The sequence below is a fragment of the Roseococcus suduntuyensis genome, assembly GCF_014196305.1.
GTDB classification, from domain to species: Bacteria; Pseudomonadota; Alphaproteobacteria; order Acetobacterales; family Acetobacteraceae; genus Roseococcus; species Roseococcus suduntuyensis.
Window position 1 is genome coordinate 1 of sequence record NZ_JACIDJ010000003.1, and the last position, 22,533, is coordinate 22,533.

Annotated in this window: 19 protein-coding genes, 1 tRNA gene and 1 pseudogene; 8 read left to right on the forward strand and 13 right to left on the reverse strand. The window is 69.7% G+C overall.

What is annotated here, in order from left to right:
• Nucleotides 1–99: 99 nt before the first annotated feature.
• A pseudogene (locus GGQ83_RS20135) lies at nt 100–839 on the forward strand (IS3 family transposase); the annotation flags it as partial.
• A gap of 43 nt (nt 840–882) precedes the next feature.
• Here the strand turns inward: GGQ83_RS20135 and GGQ83_RS10070 are convergent.
• From GGQ83_RS10070 to ssb, 7 genes are all read right to left on the reverse strand, one after another.
• Nucleotides 883–1,461 carry a hypothetical protein gene (locus GGQ83_RS10070; protein ID WP_184383685.1) on the reverse strand — a complete coding sequence of 193 codons (579 nt, stop codon included), beginning with the start codon at nt 1,459–1,461 and terminating at the stop codon, nt 883–885.
• Between the two features lie 88 nt (nt 1,462–1,549).
• Nucleotides 1,550–2,893, reverse strand: a complete 1,344-nt coding sequence (locus tag GGQ83_RS10075) for a tyrosine-type recombinase/integrase (RefSeq protein WP_184383686.1) — start codon at nt 2,891–2,893, stop codon at nt 1,550–1,552.
• Between the two features lie 135 nt (nt 2,894–3,028).
• Nucleotides 3,029–3,103 (reverse strand) — tRNA-Lys (locus tag GGQ83_RS10080).
• A 56-nt stretch (nt 3,104–3,159) separates the two neighbouring features.
• Complete coding sequence (locus tag GGQ83_RS10085) at nt 3,160–3,750, reverse strand: peptidylprolyl isomerase (protein WP_184383687.1); 591 nt, start codon at nt 3,748–3,750, stop codon at nt 3,160–3,162.
• A gap of 38 nt (nt 3,751–3,788) precedes the next feature.
• Nucleotides 3,789–4,292 (reverse strand): pantetheine-phosphate adenylyltransferase, encoded by a 504-nt coding sequence (gene coaD / locus GGQ83_RS10090; protein WP_184383688.1) that lies wholly within the window; start codon nt 4,290–4,292, stop codon nt 3,789–3,791.
• A complete protein-coding gene (gene gyrA / locus GGQ83_RS10095) occupies nt 4,285–6,999 on the reverse strand; it encodes a DNA gyrase subunit A (protein ID WP_260170565.1) in 2,715 nt (904 codons plus the stop codon). The genes coaD and gyrA overlap by 8 nt, the downstream gene beginning before the upstream one ends.
• 68 nt (nt 7,000–7,067) lie before the next feature.
• Entirely contained in the window at nt 7,068–7,598 is a 531-nt protein-coding gene (ssb, locus tag GGQ83_RS10100; RefSeq protein WP_184383689.1) for a single-stranded DNA-binding protein, read from the reverse strand.
• A gap of 146 nt (nt 7,599–7,744) precedes the next feature.
• Here ssb and uvrA point away from each other — a divergent pair, with 146 nt between their 5' ends.
• Nucleotides 7,745–10,663: an excinuclease ABC subunit UvrA gene (gene uvrA / locus GGQ83_RS10105; RefSeq protein WP_184383690.1), complete on the forward strand. Its 2,919-nt coding sequence runs from the start codon at nt 7,745–7,747 to the stop codon at nt 10,661–10,663.
• Here uvrA and GGQ83_RS10110 read toward each other — a convergent pair.
• Nucleotides 10,660–11,889 carry a flavin monoamine oxidase family protein gene (locus GGQ83_RS10110; RefSeq protein WP_184383691.1) on the reverse strand — a complete coding sequence of 410 codons (1,230 nt, stop codon included), beginning with the start codon at nt 11,887–11,889 and terminating at the stop codon, nt 10,660–10,662. The two genes, uvrA and GGQ83_RS10110, sit on opposite strands and share 4 nt — an antisense overlap.
• A gap of 34 nt (nt 11,890–11,923) precedes the next feature.
• Between GGQ83_RS10110 and GGQ83_RS10115 the strand changes: the two genes are divergently transcribed.
• Nucleotides 11,924–13,033, forward strand: a complete 1,110-nt coding sequence (locus tag GGQ83_RS10115) for a DSD1 family PLP-dependent enzyme (protein WP_184383692.1) — start codon at nt 11,924–11,926, stop codon at nt 13,031–13,033.
• A 12-nt stretch (nt 13,034–13,045) separates the two neighbouring features.
• On the opposite strand, the gene pip is transcribed toward GGQ83_RS10115, so the two are convergent.
• Nucleotides 13,046–13,993 carry a prolyl aminopeptidase gene (gene pip / locus GGQ83_RS10120; RefSeq protein ID WP_184383693.1) on the reverse strand — a complete coding sequence of 316 codons (948 nt, stop codon included), beginning with the start codon at nt 13,991–13,993 and terminating at the stop codon, nt 13,046–13,048.
• 105 nt (nt 13,994–14,098) lie between these two features.
• On the opposite strand from pip, the gene GGQ83_RS10125 reads away from it, so the two are divergent.
• The 5 genes from GGQ83_RS10125 (at nt 14,099) to GGQ83_RS10145 (ending at nt 18,478) form a co-directional block, all read left to right on the forward strand.
• Nucleotides 14,099–14,854 (forward strand): hypothetical protein, encoded by a 756-nt coding sequence (locus GGQ83_RS10125; protein ID WP_260170567.1) that lies wholly within the window; start codon nt 14,099–14,101, stop codon nt 14,852–14,854.
• 57 nt (nt 14,855–14,911) lie between these two features.
• Nucleotides 14,912–15,799 carry a metal ABC transporter solute-binding protein, Zn/Mn family gene (locus GGQ83_RS10130; protein ID WP_184383694.1) on the forward strand — a complete coding sequence of 296 codons (888 nt, stop codon included), beginning with the start codon at nt 14,912–14,914 and terminating at the stop codon, nt 15,797–15,799.
• Nucleotides 15,800–15,904: 105 nt separating this feature from the next.
• Nucleotides 15,905–16,450: a rhodanese-like domain-containing protein gene (locus GGQ83_RS10135; RefSeq protein WP_184383695.1), complete on the forward strand. Its 546-nt coding sequence runs from the start codon at nt 15,905–15,907 to the stop codon at nt 16,448–16,450.
• Between the two features lie 19 nt (nt 16,451–16,469).
• Entirely contained in the window at nt 16,470–17,774 is a 1,305-nt protein-coding gene (locus tag GGQ83_RS10140) for a hypothetical protein (RefSeq protein WP_184383696.1), read from the forward strand.
• Nucleotides 17,771–18,478 carry a glycosyltransferase family 2 protein gene (locus tag GGQ83_RS10145; RefSeq protein ID WP_184383697.1) on the forward strand — a complete coding sequence of 236 codons (708 nt, stop codon included), beginning with the start codon at nt 17,771–17,773 and terminating at the stop codon, nt 18,476–18,478. The genes GGQ83_RS10140 and GGQ83_RS10145 overlap by 4 nt, the downstream gene beginning before the upstream one ends.
• A 6-nt stretch (nt 18,479–18,484) precedes the next feature.
• On the opposite strand, the gene GGQ83_RS10150 is transcribed toward GGQ83_RS10145, so the two are convergent.
• The 4 genes from GGQ83_RS10150 to GGQ83_RS10165 form a co-directional block, all read right to left on the reverse strand.
• Nucleotides 18,485–19,456, reverse strand: a complete 972-nt coding sequence (locus GGQ83_RS10150) for a tripartite tricarboxylate transporter substrate-binding protein (protein WP_184383698.1) — start codon at nt 19,454–19,456, stop codon at nt 18,485–18,487.
• Nucleotides 19,457–19,562: 106 nt separating this feature from the next.
• The gene (locus GGQ83_RS10155; protein WP_184383699.1) at nt 19,563–21,059 is read right to left on the reverse strand and encodes a class I adenylate-forming enzyme family protein; all 1,497 of its coding nucleotides are present in this window, start codon (nt 21,057–21,059) and stop codon (nt 19,563–19,565) included.
• Entirely contained in the window at nt 21,056–21,493 is a 438-nt protein-coding gene (locus GGQ83_RS10160) for a PaaI family thioesterase (protein ID WP_184383700.1), read from the reverse strand. Before GGQ83_RS10160 ends, GGQ83_RS10155 begins: the two co-directional genes overlap by 4 nt.
• The gene (locus GGQ83_RS10165) at nt 21,490–22,521 is read right to left on the reverse strand and encodes a quinone oxidoreductase family protein (RefSeq protein ID WP_184383701.1); all 1,032 of its coding nucleotides are present in this window, start codon (nt 22,519–22,521) and stop codon (nt 21,490–21,492) included. The genes GGQ83_RS10160 and GGQ83_RS10165 overlap by 4 nt, the downstream gene beginning before the upstream one ends.
• Nucleotides 22,522–22,533: the final 12 nt, after the last annotated feature.

The following is a 22,533-nucleotide window of genomic DNA, read 5'->3' on the forward strand; positions in this document are numbered from 1 at the left end:
CCCCACAGCGGATTGCGTTTCCAGTCCCCGCGTGAGTTCATCCAGCAGCAGTCCAACCAACAGGCCATGTGTCCGGTTTGATGGGGGCCACTCCAGGCGGATAATGCTTGCCTGCGGCAGCGGCTGCGAGAACTGGCGGCTGAGCGTCGGTGTTTCGGTATCGGCGGGCTAATTGCTGGCTCGTGAGGGTCTGGCGCCTAACCACAAGAAGCTGCTGCGGCTCTACCGCGAGGAAGGGCTCAAGGTCCGCCGCGCGGCGGCCGGACGCGGGCGCTGGGCACCCGAGCGCCATGGTGCTGCCGCAGGGGCCGAACCAGCGCTGGTCGCTGGACTTCGTGTCCGACGCTTTGGGCTGTGGTCGGCGGTTTCGGATCCTGTGCGTGGTGAACGACTTCACACGCGAATGCTTGGCGCTGGTGGCCGACACCTCGCTGTTGGGTGCCAGGGTGGCGCGTGAGCTCGACGCGATCATGGCGCTCCGCCCCAAGCCTCTGGCGGTGGTCAGCGACAAGGGCATGGAGCTGACCTCGACCTCGATCCTGCGCTGATCGCAGGAGCGGGAGGTGGAGTGGCACTACATCGCCCCGGGCAAGCCCACCCAGAATGCGTTCATCGAGAGCTTCAACGGGCGGCTGCGGGATGAGTGCTTCTACGAGAAGTTGTTCACGTCCGTGCTGCAGGCCCGTGCTGTGCTGACCACCTGGCGACAAGACTACAACACGATCCGGCCACACTCGAAGCTGGGCGAGCGTACCCCTGCCCAGATCGCCGACCAACTGGGTTGGGGGCATGCCCCCAACCCAGTTGCCTTCCCATCAATCATTATACATCAAAGCTGAGAACTCTCCATCTGAGTGGGTACATTCAGGGGGGCGCATCATTTTATCTATCTCTGCGATGTTCTGCCTGAAGTACTTTCTGAACAGCCAAATCAAAGCGATGCGATGCAACCAAAAAAGTAATTAAGTCACGCGTCCATTTGTGCAGACTATATTTTTTGTTTAACTTTAGTGAATTTACTACCTGACAATTGACCTCTGGTAAGTGCGCATATTTCTCGTCCGGCGTGCTGAGAACTAACTCGACTAGCTGGGCTTGCTTGGCAGCGAAGCAAGTCAAGCTTGCTACGCGAACGCGTCCCTGTCGGATGATATCCCGTAAAATCTTGTTATCCAAAAATTCTTCGCCGTAGTCGGAATTTTCATCAATTGGTGTGCACTCCACAGCTGATCCGGGTGCGTCGGGGCTAGGCATTTTCAGAAAGCAAGCTGAAGGCGTAGATGCCGGGCAGAACTGGTGGGGGCGCCCGCGCTGCGCAGCATTTGGCCGAAGCCACCCGTGCATTTTCGCAAGGCGAGAGACGGCTCGCTCCGATACATTCACACGAAGACTAGCGATCGTGCGCATCGGATATCCCATTTCGAAGAGGTATCGAATGGCGGCGACCTCCTCATCAGGCACGTTCCGGATGGCTTTATTCCTCTCTTCAGTTCGAGCTAAACTGATGGCCCTGTGAGTGATACTAAAATTTCGAAGCGGTATAAAGGAGTTAAACGCAGACTACCCGGGGCTTCGCCAATTGCGCATCTTCAAACGGCCCATCGAAGCTCCAGCTTTCCCGCGACACGGGCGTGCCCAGGGCGCGGTCCACCGCGGCGAAGAGCAGCTCCACCCAAAGGTCCAGCGCGGCGCGCCGCTTCTCCCACATCTCTGAGCGGTTGTAGGTGGCCATCACGCCCGGAAGGCTTGCCGATTGGGCGTGGTTCAGCAGCCCATCGGCCACCTGGGGGTCGAATCCGTGATCCCCCAGCACCGACACCAGCGTGCGGCGGAAGTCGTGCAGGGTGGATCCGGGCCTCAGCCCCGCACCGGCGCGCACCGCGGTCAGCAGCGCGGTCCAGCCTCCGAGCGGCTTGTTGCCGCGCCCCGCGAAGATCAGGGCGGCCTCACCGCTCTTGCGGGTGGCGCGCGGGGGCAGCCAGCGCAGTAGCGCCACCGCTGGCGCCGAGAGGGCCACCCGATAGGGCCGCCGCGTCTTTGTGCGCGCCGCCGGCTGGTTCCAGTGCGGGCCCAGCACCGCGTCCTCCAGCACCAGGTCATCCCAGGCGGCGAGTGCCGCCTCGCTGCGGCGGCAGCCGGTTAGCATCAGGAACCGCACCAGCGCCCCGCGCCGGCCCAGCGCGCCGGCCGCGATCCAGATGCGGGCCATCTCATCGAGCGTGTAGCGCTCCCAGCGAGGCTGGCTCTTCACCTCCACCTCGAAGCGCGTGGGCCAGGCCACCTTCACGCCCTGGGCGCGCAGCTCGGTTCGAGCGTGCTTCACGAAGCGCACCACCAGGGCGCGGACGTTCCTCCGATCCCCCGGGCGGGCGGAATCGATGCAGGCCTGCAGCTGGTCCGGGTCGAAGGCGCCGAGCTCGGCCGCCCCGATGAGGGGGCGCACCACCTTCCCCTCCAGGCGCAGCAGCTCCTTCTCGTAGGATCCGCTCTCGCCGGCCGCCATGCGCTTCGCCCGAACCGCCTCGGTGGCGAGGCGCCAGGAATCGAGCAGGCGCGAGAGGGGAAAGGTGTCGCGATCCTGCTGGACCCGTGCGGCGCGCTCCTCCTCGAGCAGGTTCCGGCCGGCCTGGGCCGCGGTGCGGAGCGCCAGCGCCCGCTCTCTCGCCGCCTCGGGCGTCATGGAGATCCAGTCCCCCAGCGAGGCGAAGATCTGCTGGTGGCTGCCCCTCACCCGGAGCTTGCAGATGAAGGTGATCTTGTCCCCGCCGCCCCAGCGGATCCCGAAGCCGGGAAGAGAACTGTCCCATAGGGTGACGCGCTGACCGCTGCCGGGCTGCTTGGCCAGGGCGCGCAAGGTCGAGATGTTCACCTTGAACGGCGCGTCCTTGCCCATGCTGCCCCCCCCTCCGGCTACCACCTGGCTACCACTGGGCTACCAATTTCTCCAAATTCGATCCGAAAACAGCCAAAACGAAGCGGGCCGATGGAAATTCACCGGACTGAAAAGACGCTGTTTTTGCGGGGGAAATGGTGAACCGGGTGGGATTCGAACCCACGGCCATTCGATTAAAAGTCGAATGCTCTACCACTGAGCTACCGGTTCGCACGCGCGCGGGGCGGAGAAACGCCACCGCGCGCGGCAAGTCAACCCGAGAGGGTTCAGCCCACGTCGGCCAGCACCTGCATGCGGATCAGCCGGTCCGGATTGCGCACCTGGCCCGACTGGCCGGCGCCGCGGGTGATGCGGTCCACATGCTCCATCCCCGCCGTCACCTGGCCCCAGATGGTGTACTGGCCATCGAGGAAGCTGCCCGGCGCGAACATGATGAAGAACTGGCTGTTCGCGCTGTTGGGGTTCTGCGAGCGGGCCATGCCACAGGTGCCGCGCAGGAAGCGCGCGCGCGAAGGTGGCACGAATTCGGCGGGAAGGTCGGCGAAGCCGCGGTCGCGGAAACCGCCCGTGCCGGTGCCCGTCGGGTCGCCGCCCTGGGCCATGAAGCCCTCGATCACGCGGTGGAAGGGCGTGCCGTCATAGAGGCCCTGGCGTGTCAGCGTCTTGATGCGCTCCACATGCAGCGGCGCCAGGTCCGGGCGCAGCTGGATGGTGACGATGCCATCATCCTTCAGCGTCATCCGCAGCGTGTTCTCGGGGTCCTGCGCGGGCGTCTGGGCCTCGGCTTCGTTCGTCTCGGTCATGATCGCTCCTGCGGCGAGAAGAGTGGTGGCGGTGAGAAGGGCGCGGCGTTGCATGTCGGGCCTCCTGTTCGGGTTTGGCGCGCGCTTGCCGGTCAGGCCTTGCGCGTGCGGGCGAGGGTGCGTTCGAGCGTCAGCGGGGGGACGAAGCTGTGGATGTCACCGCCCAGCTGCGCGATCTCCTTCACGAAGCGCGAGGAGATGAAGTGGTTCCGCTCGCTGGCCATCAGATAGACCGTCTCGATCTCGGGATCGAGACGGGCATTCATCCCAGCCATCTGGAACTCATAGTCGAAATCGGTGACGGCGCGCAGCCCGCGCACGATCATCTGCGCCCCCACCTCGCGCGCGAAATGCACGAGCAGGCCCGTGAAGGGCACCACCTCGATGTTGCAGCCCGTGCGCGTGGCGATGGCGTCCGTCTCGGCGCGGACCAGCTCCGCGCGCTCCTCCAGGGGAAAGAGGGGGCCCTTGCCGGCGTTCATGGCGACACCGACCACCAGCCGGTCCACCAGCCGCGCGGCGCGGCCGATCACGTCCAGGTGGCCATTGGTCACGGGGTCGAAAGTGCCCGGGTAGAGGGCCGTGCGTTCAACCATCTTCTTGCGTTTCCTCGACTTCTTCCAGGACAGGGAAGCAGCTCGTCACCCGCTCGCCCTCGTCCAGCCTTTGCAGCATGACGCCCTGCGACTGCCGGCCCGTCTTGCGGACCTGTTCCGCCGCGAAGCGGATGGCCTGGCCGCCATCGGTCATCAGCATGATGTGGTCGCCCGGATGGACGACGAAGTTGGCCACCACCGCGGAACCGGTGCGCGCCGACAGGGTGAGGTTGGCGATGCCCTGCCCACCACGGCCCGTCACGCGATATTCATAGGCGCTGCTGCGCTTGCCGAAGCCGCGATCGGTGACGGTGAGCAGGAATTGTTCGGCCTGCTCCATCTCGGCCATGCGCTCGGGCGAGAGGGTGATTTCCTCCGACACCTCCGCGTCCTCGATCACGGCGGGCACGGCCTCCATCTCCTCGCCGGCGGCGCGGCGGCGAGCGCGGAGATAGGCCTCGCGCTCGGCGGGGCTCGCCTCCACATGGCGCAGCACCACCAGCGCGATCACCCCATCGCCGGGGGCGAGGCGGATGCCGCGCACGCCCGTCGAATCGCGGCCGGCGAAGACACGCAGCGTGTCGGTGTCGGCCACGAAGCGGATGGCCTTGCCCTGGCGGGTGGCCAGCAGCACGTCATCGCCCTCCTGGCAGGTGGCGACGCCGATGAGCTTGTCGCCCTCGTCCAGCTTCATGGCGATGAGGCCGGAGGAACGGATGTTGCGGAAATCCGACAACCGGTTGCGCCGCACGTCGCCGCCCGCGGTGGCGAAGACCAGGTGCAACGCATCCCATAGCGTCTCGTCCTGCGGCAGCGGCAGGACGGCGGTGATGGTCTCGTTCTCCTGCAACTGCAGCACCTGCCGCAGCGAGCGGCCCTTGCCGCCGGTGCCGCCCTCGGGCAGTTGCCAGACTTTCTCGCGGAAGGCGATGCCGCGGCTGGTGAAGAAGATCACCCACTGGTGGGTGTGCGCCACGAAGCTGCGCACCACCACGTCATCGGCGCGGGTTGAGGCCGCACTCCGGCCCCGCCCGCCGCGATGCTGCGCGCGGAACACGTCCAGCGCGGTGCGCTTCACATAGCCGTCGCGTGTCAGCGTCACGACCATGGAGGCGGGGGCGATCAGGCTTTCGTCGTCAATGTCGCCGTCAATGTCCTCGATGCGCGTCATGCGCGGGCTGGCCAGCACCGCGCGGACGGCGTGCAGTTCCTCGGACATCACCTCCATGCGGCGGGGGCGGCTGCCCAGGATATCCAGCAGATCCACGATGCGGGCGCCGACCTCCTGCAGTTCGCCCTCGATCTTGGCGCGTTCCAGGCCGGTCAGGCGTTGCAGGCGCAGTTCCAGGATGCCGCGCGCCTGGGCTTCCGTCAGGCGCATGGTGCCGGTGTCGGAGAGGATGTTCCCCTCGTCCTGCACCAGGGCCACCAGCGGCGCCACATCGGCCGCCGGCCAGTCGCGCGCCATCAGTGCGATGCGCGCGGCGGCGGCGTCGGGGCTTTCGCGGATGAGGCGGATCACCTCGTCAATGTTCGCCACCGCAATGGCGAGGCCCACCAGGTTGTGCGCCCGCTCGCGCGCCTTCATCAGGCGATGGCGCGAACGGCGGAGGATCACCTCCTCGCGGAAGGCGATGAAGCAGAGCAGCGCCTCGCGGATGCCCATCTGCTGCGGGCGGCCGCCATTCAGCGCCAGGAAGTTCACCGGGAAGCTGATCTGCAGCTGCGTCATGCGATACAGCGTGTTCAGCACGATCTCGGCCACCGCGTCGCGCTTCAGCTCGATCACGATGCGAAGTCCCGAACGGTCGCTTTCGTCGCGCAGGTCGCTGATGCCCTCGATCAGCTTGGAACGCACCAGTTCCGCGATCCGCTCCACCAGGGTGGACTTGTTCACCTGGTAGGGGATTTCGGTGACGATGATGGCCTGGCGGTTGCCCTTCACCTCGATGTCGCAGTCGGCGCGCAGCGGGATGGAGCCGCGCCCCGTCTCGAAGGCCGAGCGGATGCCCGAGCGCCCCAGGATGATGCCGCCCGTGGGGAAGTCCGGCCCCGGGATGATCTCCATGAGTTCCTGCAGCGTGGTCGCGGGCTCCGCGATCAGCTTCAGCGTGGCGTCAATCACCTCGGTCGGGTTGTGGGTCGGGATGTTGGTGGCCATGCCCACCGCGATGCCGCCCGCGCCATTCACCAGCAGGTTGGGGAAGGCGGCCGGGAGCACCTTGGGTTCGTTCGCGCTCTCGTCGTAGTTGGGCGCGAAATCGACGGTGTCCTCGTCAATCCCTTCCAGCAGCGCGGCGGCGGATTTGGCCAGCCGCACCTCGGTGTAGCGCATGGCCGCCGGCGGGTCGCCGTCCATGGAGCCGAAATTGCCCTGCCCATCCACCAGCGGCACGCGCATGGAGAAGGGCTGTGCCATGCGGACCATGGCGTCATAGATCGCGCTGTCGCCGTGCGGGTGATACTTGCCCATCACGTCGCCCACCACGCGGGCCGACTTGCGGTGCGGCTTGTCGGCCGTGTAGCCGGCCTCGTCCATGGCAAACAGGATGCGCCGGTGCACAGGTTTCAGCCCATCGCGCACATCGGGCAGCGCGCGGCTGACGATGACGCTCATCGCGTAGTCGAGATAGGACCGCCGCATCTCCTCTTCGAGGGCGATGGGCGCGATGTCCGAAGACGGTTCGTCCGGGGCGGTGTCGCTCAAGTCGCAATCCTCATGGCGCGGGGGCGCGCCTGGTCAGTCGGCAGGGGGTAGGGGGAGGTGCAGGGGGGTCAGAAGGGGATGTCGTCGTCGAGGTCGGCCTTCTTGGGCGCGTCCCAGCCCGAGCGCTGCCCGCCGCCCGAACGCCCGCCGCCGCCATAACCGCCAGCGCGCTCGCTCGCGCCGGCACGGGGGGCCGGGCTGTCGCCGCCGCCATAGGAACGTTCCTCGCCCATGTCGCCGCCGCCGCCACCGCCGCGCCCGCCCACCAGGGTGAGTTCACCGCGGAAGTTCCGCAGCACGATCTCGGTCGTGTAGCGCTCCTGGCCGGCCTGGTCCTGCCATTTGCGGGTTTCGAGCTGGCCTTCGATGTAGACCTCGCTGCCCTTCTTCAGGTAGCGCTCGGCGATCTCGCCCAGCTTTTCATTGAAGATGGCCACGGAGTGCCACTCGGTGCGCTCCTGCATGTTGCCATCACGGTCCTTGTAGCGCTCGGAGGTGGCGAGGCGCAGGTTCACCACGCGGCCGCCATTCTGGAAGTTCCGCACTTCCGGGTCCTTGCCGAGCCGGCCGAGGATGATCACCTTGTTCACGCCGGCCATGGGGGAAAGCTCCTTGCAATCGGGTCGAGCAACCTACCTTTTCAGCGCCCTCACGCCAAGCCGAGGGCGCTTTCTTGCCGCGTCCATAACTGTCATAACCACCCCTTAGGATGGGCCGATGACCCTTGCCCGCCGGAGTTCGCCCCATGCCGCGTGATGCCGCCCCCGAGACCCCGGCCACGCGCGGGGATGCCCGAAGCGACCTGATCCGCATCCGCGGCGCCCGGCAGCACAATCTGAAGTCGCTGGACATTGACCTGCCGCGCGGGAAGCTGGTGGTGCTGACGGGGCTGTCCGGCTCGGGCAAATCCTCGCTGGCCTTCGACACCATCTATGCCGAGGGGCAGCGGCGCTACGTCGAATCGCTCAGCGCCTATGCCCGGCAGTTCCTGCAACTGATGCAGAAGCCCGATGTGGATTCGATCGAGGGGCTGAGCCCCGCCATCTCCATCGAGCAGAAGACGACCAGCCACAACCCGCGCTCCACCGTCGGCACGGTGACGGAAATCCATGACTACATGCGCCTGCTCTGGGCGCGGGTGGGGGTGCCCTACAGCCCGGCCACCGGGCTGCCCATCGAGGCGCAGACGGTCAGCCAGATGGTGGACCGGGTGCTGTCCATGCCCGAGGGCACGCGGCTGCTGATCTTGGCACCCGTCATCCGCGGCAAGAAGGGCGAGTACCGCAAGGAATTGGCCGAATACCAGCGCCGCGGCTTCGAGCGGGTGAAGATCAACGGCGCCCTGCACCTGATCAGCGAGGCGCCCAAGCTCGACAAGAAGCTGAAGCACGACATCGAGGTGGTGGTGGACCGCATAGTGGTCCGCGAGGGAATCGCCCAGCGCCTGGCGGACAGTTTCGAGACGGCGCTCGCGCTCGCCGACGGCATCGCCTATGCCGAGAACGCGGACAATGCCGAACGCACCGTGTTCAGCCAGAAATTCGCCTGTCCTGTCAGCGGCTTCTCCATCGAGGAAATCGAGCCGCGGCTGTTCAGCTTCAACTCGCCCCAGGGCGCCTGCCCGGTCTGCGACGGGCTCGGCACCGAGAGTTTCTTCGACCCGGCCTTGGTGGTCCCGAACGAGGCCGCGACCCTGCGCGAGGGCGCCATCGCCCCCTGGGCCGGCAACGCCTCCAGCCCCTATTACGACCAGACGCTCGCCTCGCTCGCCAAGCACCTGAAGATCAACCTGGACCACGCCTGGGAAGAACTGCCAGACGCCGCCCGCCAGGCCATCCTGCACGGCACCGGCGGCGAGGTGGTGACGCTGCGCTATAAGGACGGGCTGCGCGCCTATGAGGTGGCCAAGCCCTTCGAGGGCGTGATCGCGAACCTCCAGCGCCGCTTCCGCGAGACCGACAACCCCTGGGTGCGCGAGGACCTCTCGCGCTACCAGGCCCAAAAGCCCTGCCATGCCTGCAACGGCCATCGGCTGAAGCCGCAGTCGCTGGCAGTGAAGATCGCGGGATGCCACATCGGCGAGGCGAGCGCGCTGTCCATCCGCCGCGCGCGGGAATGGTTCGCGGGGGTGAACGACACCCTCACCCCCCAGCGCCAGGAAATCGCCCGCCGGATTCTCCGCGAGATCGAGGACCGGCTGCAATTCCTGGTGGATGTGGGGCTGGACTACCTCTCGCTCGCGCGCTCCTCCGCCACGCTCTCGGGCGGGGAGAGCCAGCGCATCCGCCTCGCCTCGCAGATCGGCTCCGGGCTCACCGGCGTGCTCTATGTGCTGGACGAACCCTCCATCGGCCTGCACCAGCGCGACAACGAGCGCCTGCTGGTGACGCTGCGCCGCCTGCGTGACCTCGGCAATTCCGTGATCGTGGTCGAGCATGACGAGGACGCCATCCGCACCGCCGACCACCTGGTGGATATCGGGCCTGGGGCAGGGGCGGCCGGCGGCACCGTGGTGGCGCAGGGCACGCCGGAGGAGGTGGCGGCCCACCCCACCTCCGTCACCGGCGCCTATCTCTCTGGCCGCCGCGAAATCCCGATGCCGCCGGCACGGCGCCCCATTGATCGCAAGCGGATGCTGCGGGTGGTCGGCGCCACCGGCAACAACCTGAAGAACGTGGATGCGGAATTCCCGCTCGGCACCTTCACCGCCATCGCGGGCGTTTCGGGCGGCGGCAAGTCCACGCTGGTGATCGAGACGCTGTTCAACGGCCTCTCGCGCCGGCTGATGGGCGCCTCCGTCGTGCCCGCGCCGCACCAGCGCATCGAGGGCATCGAGCTGATCGACAAGGTCATTGACATTGACCAGTCGCCCATCGGCCGCACGCCGCGCTCCAACCCCGCCACCTATACGGGCCTGTTTGCCCCCATCCGCGACTGGTTCGCGGAGCTGCCGGATTCACGCTCGCGCGGCTACAAGCCCGGCCGGTTCAGCTTCAACGTGAAGGGCGGCCGCTGCGAGGCCTGCCAGGGCGACGGCGTCATCAAGATCGAGATGCACTTCCTGCCCGACGTCTACGTCACCTGCGACACCTGCAAGGGCAAGCGCTACAACCGCGAGACGCTGGAGGTGAAGTTCCGCGGGAAATCCATCGCCGATGTGCTGGACATGACCGTGACGGAGGGCCGTGCCTTCTTCTCGGCCGTGCCCAGCATCCACGAGAAGCTGCGGATGCTGGAGGAGGTGGGGCTGGGCTACATCCATCTCGGCCAGCAGGCGACGACGCTGTCGGGCGGCGAGGCGCAGCGCATCAAGCTCGCCAAGGAACTCAGCCGCCGCGCGACGGGCCGCACCCTGTACATCCTGGACGAGCCCACCACCGGCCTGCATTTCGAGGATGTACGCAAGCTGCTGGAGGTGTTGCACCAGCTCGTCGCCACCGGGAACACGGTGGTGGTGATCGAGCACAACCTCGAGGTCATCAAGACCGCCGACTGGGTGCTGGACCTGGGGCCTGAGGGCGGTGAGGGCGGCGGGCGAATCGTGGCGCATGGCACGCCGGAGGACATCGCGGCCAACCCCGAAAGCCACACCGGCCGTTTCCTCCAGCCCATCTTGGCGCGCCACGCGCCGCCCGCGAAGCCGAAGCGCAAGCGCGCCGGCTAAAGGGGCAGCGCCGCCGCCTCGCCAGACAGCCAGGCGCCGGCCACCGTCCCGGCGAAGCGGCCATGCGTGGCCTCGCCCGCGAAGGTGAGGCGCCCTTCGCCCAGCGGTGCCGCCAGCACGGCGCGCGAGGCGTGGTGCCCCGGCCGCGCATGGCTGTAGCTGCCCAGGAACAGCGGGTCGTCGCCCCAGCGCGTGACCAGCGCCTCGCCCAGCGCGTCATCGGCGCCGAACATGGCGGCGAAGTCGGCGCGAGCGGCGGCCTCGGTGGCGGCCACGCCCTCGCGCAGCAATTCCCAGGCCCGCGCGCCCCCCACGAAGCCGAAGACCAGCGGCGCGCCGAAGGGGCGGAACACCCAGGACATGGGCTGCGGCGCGGCCGCGGTCACGGCCCGGCGCGCGGAATGGAAGGGCGCCACCCCCACATTCCGCCGCAGCCGGAAGGCGAATTTCGTCAGTAGGCCCATGGGCAGGCCGGCGATTGCGTCCCGTGTGGCCGGAGGCAATTCGGGTGTGAAGCGCAATCCGCCCGCTGCCAGCACGCCGGTCGAAACGGTGACGATGGTGCGCGCGGCGCGCAGCGCGCCAAAATCGCCCTCCGCCACCACGCCCGGCCCTTCCCAGCGCAGGTGCCGCACGGCGTGGTTCAGGCGGATGTCGAGCCCCTCGGCCAGCCGCGCCACCAGCCCGCCGACCCCTTCGCGCGGCAGCAGGTTGGGGCCGTCCAGGTCGGTGCGGACGTAATCCTCCAGGGAAATGCGCTCCAGCTCGGCGCCATTGATCTGGCTGCCCAGCCAATGCGCGATGGTGGCGTCCCAGCGCCCGCCGCATGGGGCGGCCTCGGTCACGGGGCGGTCGGGGGCGAGGGGGGCTTTGGCAAGCGCGTCCTCGAAGGCCGCATGGGCGCGCCAGTAGTCGCGGAACTCCTCCGGCGTCGCGAATCGGTCGCCCAGATGCAGGTGGCGTTCGCGCACCGTGTCGTGGTCGATGTGCTCGGCGATGTGGGCGGTCAGCGGGTTCTCCCGCGCCTGGTGCAGCCAGGTGGCGCCATGGTCGAAGGGCACGCCCAGGCTGTCGCTGGTGTGGGCGCGGCCGCCGACGCGGCCTCCCGCCTCCAGCACAATCGCGCTTCGCCCCGCCATGCGCAGCGCCCGCGCCGCCGCGATGCCTGCGCAGCCCGCACCGATGACCAATACCTCCGGGGGCACCTCTGGATCGCTTGGGGACATGCCCGCATCATGCCCCGGATCACGGAGAACGCCCATGCTGCAGCCACCCCCCGCCGAACCCGGCATGCGCGAGGACGAGGTGGACACGCCCGCCCTGCTGCTCGACCTCGACGCCTTCGAGCACAACCTCGACACCATGGCGGCTCTGCTGGCGCCGACCAGCGTGAAGCTGCGGGCGCACGCCAAGACGCACAAATCCCCCGTCATCGCCCGCATGCAGATGGCGCGCGGCGCCATCGGCCAATGCGTGCAGAAGGTGGCCGAGGCCGAGGCGCTGGTCTGGGGCGGCGTGCCCGATGTGATGGTGACCAACCAGGTGGTGGGCGCGCGCAAGCTCGCGCGGCTCGCGGCACTGGCGAAGGTGGCGCGCGTGTCCATCTGCGCCGATGACCCCGCGCATGTGGACGCCATCGAGGCCGCGGCGGAGGCCGCCGGCGTGCGAATTCCGGTGCTGGTCGAGATCGACGTGGGTGCCGCGCGCTGCGGCGTGCAGCCGGGGCCACCGGCCGTGGCACTGGCGCAGCGCATCGCGGCGTCCCGGCATCTGAGCTTCGGCGGGATCCAGGCCTATCACGGCAGCGCGCAGCACATCCGCACACCGGAGGGTCGCGCCACGGCCATCCGCGCAGCTTCAGAGGAAGCCCGCCGCACGGTGGAGCAGCTGCGCCAACAGGGGCTGGAGTGCCCCGTGGTGGGCGGCGCCGGCACCGGCACCTTCGCGCACGAACTGGCGAGCGGCGTCTACACCGAACTGCAAGCCGGCTCCTACGCGCTGATGGACGCCGACTACGCGCGCAACGAGGAGGCACCGCCCTTCCAGCACGCCCTCTTCGTGCTGGCGACGGTGATGAGTGCCGCCACCCCGCACATCGCGGTGCTCGATGCCGGCCACAAGGCCATGCCGACCGACAGCGGCTACCCGCTGGTCTGGGGGCGGGAAGGGGTGCGCTATGTCGGCGCCTCGGACGAGCACGGAAAGCTGACGGTGGAAGACCCCGCGCTCCGTCCGCGGCTGGGGGAGAAACTGCGCCTCGTGCCCGGCCATTGCGACCCGACTGTGGACCGCTACGACTGGTATGTGGGCGTCAGAAAGGGGCGGGTGGAATGCCTCTGGCCCGTCGCGGCGCGGGGGGGGATGGCGTAGCCAGCCCCGCGCTCAGCGCCTGCGAAACCGCTCCACCGCCGCCACCAGCGCCGTGCGGATGCCAGGTTCCAACGCCGAATGCCCGGCATCGGCCACCACCGTCAGCCGGGCGCGCGGCCAGGCGGCGGCCAGGTCGAAGGCCGTCTCGGCCGGGCAGACCATGTCGTAGCGGCCCTGGATGATCTCGGCCGGCATGTGCGCGATGCGGTGCATGCCGCCCAGCAGCCCGCCCTCGGGCAGGAAGAGCCGGTGCTTGAAGTAATGCGCCTCGATGCGCGCCAGCCCCAGCGCCGTGCGGTCCTGCGCGAAGGAAGCCACCGTCTCGGGCGAAGGCAGGAGGGTGGAGCAGCTTCCCTCGTAATGGCTCCAGGCCCGGGCGGCGGGCAGGTGCAAGGCGGGGTCGGGGCTGGTGAGGCGCCGCAGATAGGCCTCCAGCAGGTCATGCCGTTCCTCGGGCGGGATGTGCTCCACGAAGGCGGACCAGGCATCGGGGAAGAAGCGCCGCAGCCCGTGCAGGAACCACTCCACCTCCGCGTCGCGGCCGAGGAAGACGCCGCGCAGCACGCAGCCTGTCACGCGCTCCGGGTGCGCCTGGGCATAGGCCAGGGCCAGTGTGGAACCCCAGGAGCCGCCGAACAGCAGCCAGCGCTCCAGCCCCAGGAAGCGCCGCAGCGTCTCGATGTCCTCGACCAGATGCGGCGTGGTGTTGGCTGTGAGTTCCCCCAAGGGGCGCGAACGACCGGCGCCGCGCTGGTCGAACACCACCAGGCGCCAATGCGTGGGGTCAAAGAAGCGGCGATGCACGGCACCCGCCCCCGCACCCGGGCCCCCATGCAGGAACAGCACGGGCTGGCCGCGGGGGTTGCCCACCTGCTCCCAATACATGACATGCCCGTCGCCGAGCGGCAGCAGGCCGGTTTCGAAAGGCGCGATATCGGGGAAAAGGTCGCCACGGGGCATCCCGCAGTTATCCTTCGCCGCGCCGCGCGGGGCAATGGCTTCGGCCATCTGCGCCGATCATCATTCTCCCCCCTTCGCCTTCGGCCCCGGACTGCCTAGTTTAGCATGATGCCAGTTTCGCGACCCGGCCAGAGCGCCGCGTCCACCGCACCCCAGGGGGCCGTGTGCGCGGTCTGCGGCACCGAAAGCCGCCAGGCCCTGTTCCGCGCCACCGCGCCGGAGCAGGCGCCGGACCTCGACCTGCGGCCGGGCCAGCCGCTGCGCGCCACCATGGGGCGCTGGCTGCAGCAATGCCCGCATTGCGGATATTCGGCGCCGGACATCACCCAGGCGCATCCGGCCGCGGCACAGGCGGTGGGCGGGGCGAATTACCGCGCGCTGCTAAACGATGCCTCCCACCCCCCGCTCGCGCGGCGATTCCTGGCCTGGGCGCTGGTGCTGGAGGAGACGGGCGCGCTGCACGCCGCCGCCGAGGCCACGCTGCAGGCCGCCTGGACGGCGGATGATCTCGGCCGCCCCGAACTCGCCCGCGCCTGGCGGCTGGAGGCGGTGGCGCTGTGGCGCAGCGGCCCGCCCTTGGATGCCGAGCAGACCGTGCGCGTCGTGGACGCGCTGCGCCGCGCCGAGGAATGGGAGGATGCCGCCCACACCGCCCGCGCCCTGCTGCAGGATGGCCCGCCCGAGGCGGTGGCCCAGGTGCTGGCCCTGGAACTGCGGCTGATCGAGGCGGAGGACGCGGCGCGGCACAGCGTGGCCTCCGCCCTGCCGCCACCTTCGCGCCGGCCGCATGTGTCGCACCAGCGCAACCGGCCGCGCGGCGATGGGCTGTTCGGCTGGCTGCGGCGGCTGTTCCGGCGTTGACCTGAGGAGGCACCCCGTCCAGATAGGTTATAACATACCTGTTCTGCGAGGTGCCCGATGAACCGCCGCCTTCTCCTGGCCCTGCCGGCCCTGCTGCCTTTCACCGCGCTCCGCGCGCAGGCGCGCCCCGTCGTCGCCGCCTCCTTCACCATCCTGGGTGACCTGACGCAGCAGGTGGTGGGCGACCGCGCCGAGCTGCGCGTCATCGCGGGCCCTGATGTGGACGCGCATCATTTCCAGACCCGCCCCTCCCATGCCGAGGCGGTGCGGACGGCGAACGTCGCCATCCGCAACGGGGCGGGCTTCGACAACTGGTTCAACCGCCTGCTGGGCAGCACGAATTTCCGCGGAACCCGGGTGGTCGCGACCGAGGGCCTCACCCTGCTGCGCGAGGCCCCGCGCCCCGGCCACAACCACGGCCACAACGACCCCCATGCCTGGCAGGATGCGCGGCTCGCCGCCCGCTACATCCGCAACATCGAGGCCGGCATGGTCCAGGCCGATGCGGACGGCGCCACGCAATACCGCGCCCAGGCCGATGCCGCCGTGGCCCGGCTGGAGGCGCTGGATGCCTGGGTCCGCGCCGAAATCGCGCGCGTGCCCGAGGCGCGGCGCGTCGTCGTGACCAGCCATGACGCCTTTGCCTATTTCGGCGCGGCCTATGGCGTGCGCTTCCTGGCCCCCCAGGGCATCGGCAACACGGAGCCCTCGGCCCAGCAGGTGGCGCGGCTGATCCGGCAGATCCGCGAGAACAACATCACCGCCGTCTTCGTCGAGAACATCAGCAACCCCGCCACGCTGGAGCGCCTGGCGCGCGAGGCGGGGGTGACGGTGCAGGGCCGTCTCTACGCCGATGCGCTCTCGGCCGCCGATGGCCCGGCCGCGACCTATGAGGCGATGATGCGCCACAATGTCGGGCTGATGGTGCGGGCCATGGCGGGGTGAGGGCAGAAGGCGGGCCGGATGGTGCTTGCGGAAATTTCTCGCCCCGGGTGAAACCTTGGGCGAGGCCCGGGCGAAGTCCCAAGGGCACAGCATCCGCGGGACAGCATGACGCCACGCCGCTCCTTGCCGCTTCTCCTGGCCGGCGCCGCCCTGGCGCCAGGACCCGCCCAGGCCTGGCTCTGGCGCCGCGGCCTGCCCGACCCGGCCGACGCCGCCACCACCCTGGAGGCGGTGGAGCGGGCCGTAACGCGGCTGATCCCGGTGCCGGAGATCACGCCCCGCGAACTCGTCCCGCGCCTGGCGGAGATGATCCTTTTCGACGTGCGCGAGGCCGAGGAATTCGCCCTCAGCCGGCTGCCTGGCGCCCGGCGCCTGCCGCCCGACATGCCGGCCGCGGCCTTCCGCGCGGCCCATGGCGCGGAGGTGGCGGGCGCGCGGGTGGTGTTCTACTGCGCGGTGGGGTGGCGTTCGGGCCGGATGCTGGAGCGGGTGCAGGCCACGATCGCCAGCGCGGGCCCGGCGGCGCTGTATAACCTCCGCGGCGGCCTGTTCCGCTGGCGCGCCGAGGGCCTGCCCCTGGAAGGCGCCGCCGAGGTCCATCACTACGATGCCGCCTGGGGCCAGTTGCTGCGCCGGACCCTTGGCCGCTAACCCCTCCATTCCCACGCCGGTGACGCGGATCGCCGCGGCGCCCGTGCTGGTCTTCGCCGCCCTGCTTCTCGTCCTGCAGGCGGGCATGCTGGCGCTGGCGCCCCGCCTGGTCGAAGGCGCCGAAATCCCGCTCGCCCCCGTGCTGGGCTTCGTGGCGCTGGCCATGGCGGGGGGCGCGCTGTGGCTTTGGGCCATCCCGGGGCCGCTTGCGCGCATGGGCTGGCCCGCCTGGCTGGCGCTGGGGGCGGCGATGCGCCTCCTCTGGCTGGACGCGCCGGTGGTGCTGAACACCGACCACTTTCGCTACCTGTGGGAAGGGGCGCTGCTGGCGCATGGGCTCTCGCCCTGGGGGTCGCCGGTTGCGGCGGGCGTGCCCGAGGCGCTGGGCCAGGCCGGCGCCGTCCTGGCGCCGCAGGTGAACTTCCCCACCTTGCGCAGCATCTATCCTGGCACGGCACAGGCGGGTTTCGGGCTGGCGCATCTGGTCTGGCCCTGGGATGTGCGGGGGCTGCGCCTCGTGGCGCTGGCGGCGGAGGCGGCCACGCTCGGCCTCTCGATGCTGCTGCTGCGCCGTGCCGGCTGGCCGGCCGCGCGGGCGGCGCTGTGGTGGTGCTGTCCGCTGGCGCCGGTGCTGATGCTGGGCAATGCCCATGTGGATGTGCTGGTGCCGCCGCTGCTGCTGGGCGCGCTGCTCGCCACCCTGGCGGGGCGGGGGGTCACGGCCGGGGTGGTGCTGGGGCTGGCGGTGGGCGTGAAGCTCTGGCCTGTGCTGCTGGCGCCGTTGCTCGGTCGGGCGCTGCCGTCGGAGGCGCGTCCCGGTGCCGCGCTGGCGCTGGTTGTGGTGGGCGGCGCCATGGTGGCGCCGCTGCTGACGACGCTCGGCACGGGCGAGGCAGGGCTTGCGGCCTATGCGGGCGGCTGGCTGGTGAACAACGCGCCCCTGGCCTGGGCAGTGGCCCTATGGCCGGGGGCGGGTGCGGGGCTCAGGCCCGTGCTCGGGCTTGTGGCCGGGGTGGTCGCGCTGGCCGTCGCCTGGCGTGCGCCGTCGGGCCCGGCGGGGCTGCTGGGGGGCGCGCTCGTGGTCGCGGCCAGCGTCTTCTACCTCTCGCCCGCGCAATACCCATGGTATGCGGCATGGTTCATGCCGCTCGCCACCCTGCTTGCCTTCCGCCCATTGCTGCTGCCGGCGGCGCTGCTGCCGGTCTACTGGCTGTGGTTCCCGCTGGACCGGGCGGGGCAGGGGGCATTGTTCAACCAGGCGCTGGCCGCGCTGCACCTGCTGCCGGTGTTGCTGGCCCTGGCCCTCTGGTGGCCGCGGCGATGAGCGCGCCCGGCGGCCTGCGCGTGGGCGTGGTGATCCCGGCGCGCGACGAGGCGCCGGCGCTGCCGCGCGTGCTGCCCTTCCTGCCGCCCTGGCTGGCCCAGGTGGTGGTGGTGGACAATGGCAGCCGCGACGCCACGGCCGAGGTCGCGCGCACCCTGGGCGCGCAGGTGGTGGCTGAACCACGCCGCGGCTATGGCCAGGCCTGCCTCACCGGCATCGCCGCCCTCGCGCCCGATGTGGACACCGTGCTGTTCATGGACGCCGACGCGGCCGACCGGCCGGAGGATATCCCAACCCTGCTGGCACCCATCGCGGCCGGGGAAGCGCAGCTCGTCATCGGCTCGCGCGTGCGGGGCAGGTTGGAGCGCGGCGCCCTGACGCCGCAGCAGCGCATGGGCAATGCGCTGGCCTGCGCGCTCATGCGCGGCATCTGGGGCGGGCGCTTCACCGACCTTGGCCCCTTCCGCGCCATCACCCGCGCGGCCCTGACGAAGCTCGCCATGCAGGACAGGACCTGGGGCTGGACGGTCGAGATGCAGGCGCGCGCCCTGCGCCTCGGCCTGCCCGTGGCCGAGGTCCCGGTGGGCTACCGGCGCCGCGTGGGCGTGTCCAAGATTTCGGGCACGCTCATGGGCTCGGTGCGGGCCGGGACGTGCATCCTCTACGTGATCGGGCGCGAGGCGCTGGCCCGCCGCGCGCCCTGAGGCGCCTCAGCCATCCAGCCGCCGCAACCGCCCGCTGCGGACCAGTTCCGCCCAGCGCGCCGCGTCGGCGCGGAAATAGGCGGCGAAGCCGGCGGCGTCGGTCGGGATGGGCTCCACCAGCGCCTGGCGCATGCGCTCCTGCACGGCGGCGGTGGCGATGGCCTCGCGGCAGGCGGCCTCCAGGCGCTGGAAGGCGGCCTGGGGCGTGCCGGTGCGGGTGAAGAAGCCCAGCCACAGGCCGAATTCGTAGCCGGCCACGCCCTGCTCGGCCACGGTCGGCAATTCGGGGAAGACCGCCGTTCGCGCCGCGGAGGTGACGCCCAGCGCCCGCACCGCGCCACCCCGCACCTGGCCCGAGGCCGAGCCCGCCGCGTCCAGCAGGAAGTTGATCCGCTGGCTGATCAGGTCCGGATAGACCGCGCCCGAGCCGCGATAGGGCACGTGCAGAAGCTGGGTGTTGGTCGCCGCCGCCAGCAATTCGCCGGCCAGGTGGCTGCCCGTGCCCGGACCCGACGAGCCATAGCTGATCTCGCCCGGCCGGGCCCGCGCGGCGGCCAGCAGATCGCCCAGGTTCTGGAAGGGGGCCTGGGGCGAGACCACCAGCAGCATGGGCACGGCGCCGATGCCGCTCAGCGGCGTCAGGTCGTTCAGCGGATCATAGTTCAGCGTCTGCAAGGAAGGCCCGGTGGCCTTGGAGACGGAGCCGAGCACGAAGCTGTAGCCATCGGCCGGGGAGCTGCGCGCCACATGCGCGCCGCCGATATGCCCGCCGGCGCCCGGCCGCTGCTCCACCACCACCGTCTGGCCCAGGATGCGCGACATCTCGGGCGCGATGACCCGGCCCAGCACATCGGCCGAGCCGCCGGTGGCATAGGGAATGACCATGGTGACCGGGCGCTCGGGGAAGGCGGCGCGGGCGATGGTGGGGGCGGCGAGGCCAAGCCCCGCGAGGAGGGGGAGGGAACGGCGATGCAGCATGGGGCAGTCTCCTGGATCGGCTTGGGGCTCCAGGTTGGCACGAACCATGCCAAGGGGCCCCGCCGCGGCGAGACCCCTTATTGCACGATCTAATTTGGTAGGAAAGCTAGGCCGATATTTCCGCGGCCTTACGCTGTAGAATGGCCTTGTCCACCTTGTTGGTGCCCGCCAGTGGCAGCGCATCCAGAAACCACACGCGGCGCGGATGCATGAAGGCCGGCGCGTGGCGCAGGGTGAAGGCCTTGAGCGTGGCTTCGTCCACCGTCGCACCTGGCCGACGCACCACGAAGGCCACGGGCTTGGTGCCCTTGATCTCGTCGGGCACGGGGATCACGGCGGCCTGCTCCACCTCCGGATGGCGTTCGAGGACGGCCTCCACCTCGCCGGGGAAGATGTTCTCGCCGCCGGAGATGAACATGTCATCCGCCCGGCCCACGACGTAGAAAAACCCGTCCGCGTCGCGGCGCATCACGTCGCCCGTGATGTAGAATCCGTCCGAGGTGACGGGGGGCTTGAGGTCCGGCCGGTTGAAATAGCCGTTCATCAGGCCGGGCGTGCGCTGTTCCAGCACGCCTTCATCGCCCAGCGTGCCATCGGGCGCGCGCAGGCGCAGTTCCACCACCGGCAGCGGGTAGCCCACCGAAAGCTGCGGCGTGGGCAGGCCTTCCGGGTGGGGCCCGAAGACCACCGGGCCCGCTTCCGTCGTGCCATAGGCGTTGATGAGGCGCGCGGTGGGGAAGGCGGCCTTGATGGCGGCCGCCAGCGCCTCGCTGACCGGGGCGGAGCCGAGGCGGATGGAGCGCACCGAACTCGTGTCCGTCTCCGCCAGCAGCGCCTTCTCCCGCAGCAGCATGGCGAACATGGGCGGCACGGCGGTGAGCCAGGTGCATCGCTCGTCGCCGATGGCGCGGATGTAGTCGGCCTCGCGGAATTGCGGCAGCAGCACGATGGTGGCGCCCGCGGCCAGCGCCAGTTGCGCCAGCGCCAGCCCGTTCATGTGGTAGAGGGGGGCCGCGATGAGGAAGCGTTCCTCCCGCTGCGGCGCGGCCTTCAGGCGCTGTTCCACGATCCAGAGATGGGATTGGTGCGACAGCACCACTCCCTTGGGCTTGCCCGTGCTGCCCGAGGTGTAGAGGAAGAGCGCCGGCTCGGCCGGGGCGGGGATGAGGGGGTCCAATGCCCCCGCATCAAGAAATCCATGCCAATCAGCGCCTTCCAGGGGCAAGGTGGGAATTCCACCGGGCACCTGGGTGGCAAGCGCTGCGTCATGCGCGACCAGACTGACTTCCGCATTGCCCAGCACATAGGCAATCGTCTCGGGCGGGAAGCGCCAATTCACCGGCACGGCCACCACGCCCACGCGCATGGCGCCGCAGAGCAGCGCCAGGAACTCAACCGAACTCGCGCCGAGCAGCCCCAGCCTGTCGCCGCGAACCAGGCCACGGCGCAGCAGGCCACGCCCGGCCGCATCGGCCAGGGCGTCGAACTCCGCATAGGTCACGACGCGCCGCGCGCCACCGGACCGGAAGACCAGGGCGGGCTTGTCGCCCGCCACGTCCTTCGGCGTCAGCGCGCCGAGGTTGCGCGCCGTGAACCCGCTCATGCCTTCGGCGGGGCCGGGGGTGCCGTGAGATAGACGCCACGGCCCGAGGCGCAAAGCTTGCCATCGCCGTCGAAGACCGAGGCCTCCGCCACCGAGAACTGCCCGCCCGCGCGCACCACCTTGCCCTTGCAGGTCAGGTCGCCCGGCATGGCGGCACGGTGATAGTCCACCCGCATGTCGATGGTGGGCACGCCGCGCCCGGTGCTGGACACCAGCGCCCAGTCGGCCGTCAGGTCCACCAGGGCCGCCAGGATGCCGCCATGGGTGTAGCGGCGGTCAGGGTTCACCACCCATTCCTCGCGCCAGGTGGCCTTCAGCTCAATGGTGCCTTCGCCGACCGCGATCACCTTGATGCCGAGCCATTGGTGGTAGGGGCCACGCAGCAGCATGGCCTCCACCTCGGCGGGGGTGGGGAGGGGCTTCTTCTCGCTCATCCTTCGTCTCCGTTCGGCAGCACCACGACCTTGCCCAGCACCTCGCGGTCGCGGATCAGGCGCAGGCCCTCCGCGGCTTCGTCCAGCGGCAGCACCTTGTCGAGAACCGGCGCGATGCGCCCGTCCTGGATCATCTCCATCAGCGCCGCCAGGTTGTCGTCGTAGAAGGAGTTGGAGCCGATGATCTGCAGCTCGAAGGACCAGACGTAGCGGAGGTCTTCCTTGGGGTCGTGGCCCGCGGTCGCGCCGCAGACCAGGATCTTGCCGCCGCGCTTCACGCAGCGCAGCGTCTTGGTCCAGGTGTCGCCGCCGGTGAAGTTGATGACGACGTCCACGCCGCCCTCATAGTTGCGGCGCTGCGGCTTGCCATACTTCTCGGTGGCCCACTTGGAGAAGTCCACCTCGTTGTAGTTGATGGCCTCGTCGGCGCCCATCTTGAGCAGCGCCTCGCACTTCTCGGCCGAGCCCGCGCAGGCGATGACATGCGCGCCCAACTGCTTGGCCAGGATGACGCAGCCCGTGCCCACGCCGCCCGAAGCGCCGAGAATGAGCACCTTGTCGCCGGCCTTGATCGTGTTGTGCGTCACGATCATGCGGTGCGCCGTGCCATAGGCCACGGGCAGCGAGGCCGCCTGGGCGAAGGTCACGCCCGCCGGCATCCTGATGAGCTGGTCGGCGGCGACGCGGCAATATTGCGCCATGCCGCCATCGAGCATCTCGCCCATCAGCCCCTTCTTCTTGTTCAGCGGGTTGACCAGCACGCGGTCCCCCACCGACCAGCCGGAGACGCCGGCACCCACCTCGGTGACGGTGCCCGCCATGTCCAGGCCGATCACGACCGGCATGGGCACCTTGATGCCCGGCATGCCCTTCACCGTGAACACGTCATGGTAGTTGAAGGAGGAGGCGCCGACGCGAATGACGACATGCCCCTCATCGGCCACCGGCATCGGGTGGTCTTCCACCACCTGGAGCTTGTCGAGGTCGCCATGTTCGCGCAGCAGCAGCGCGCGCATCGTTCCGGCCATCATCCATTCCCG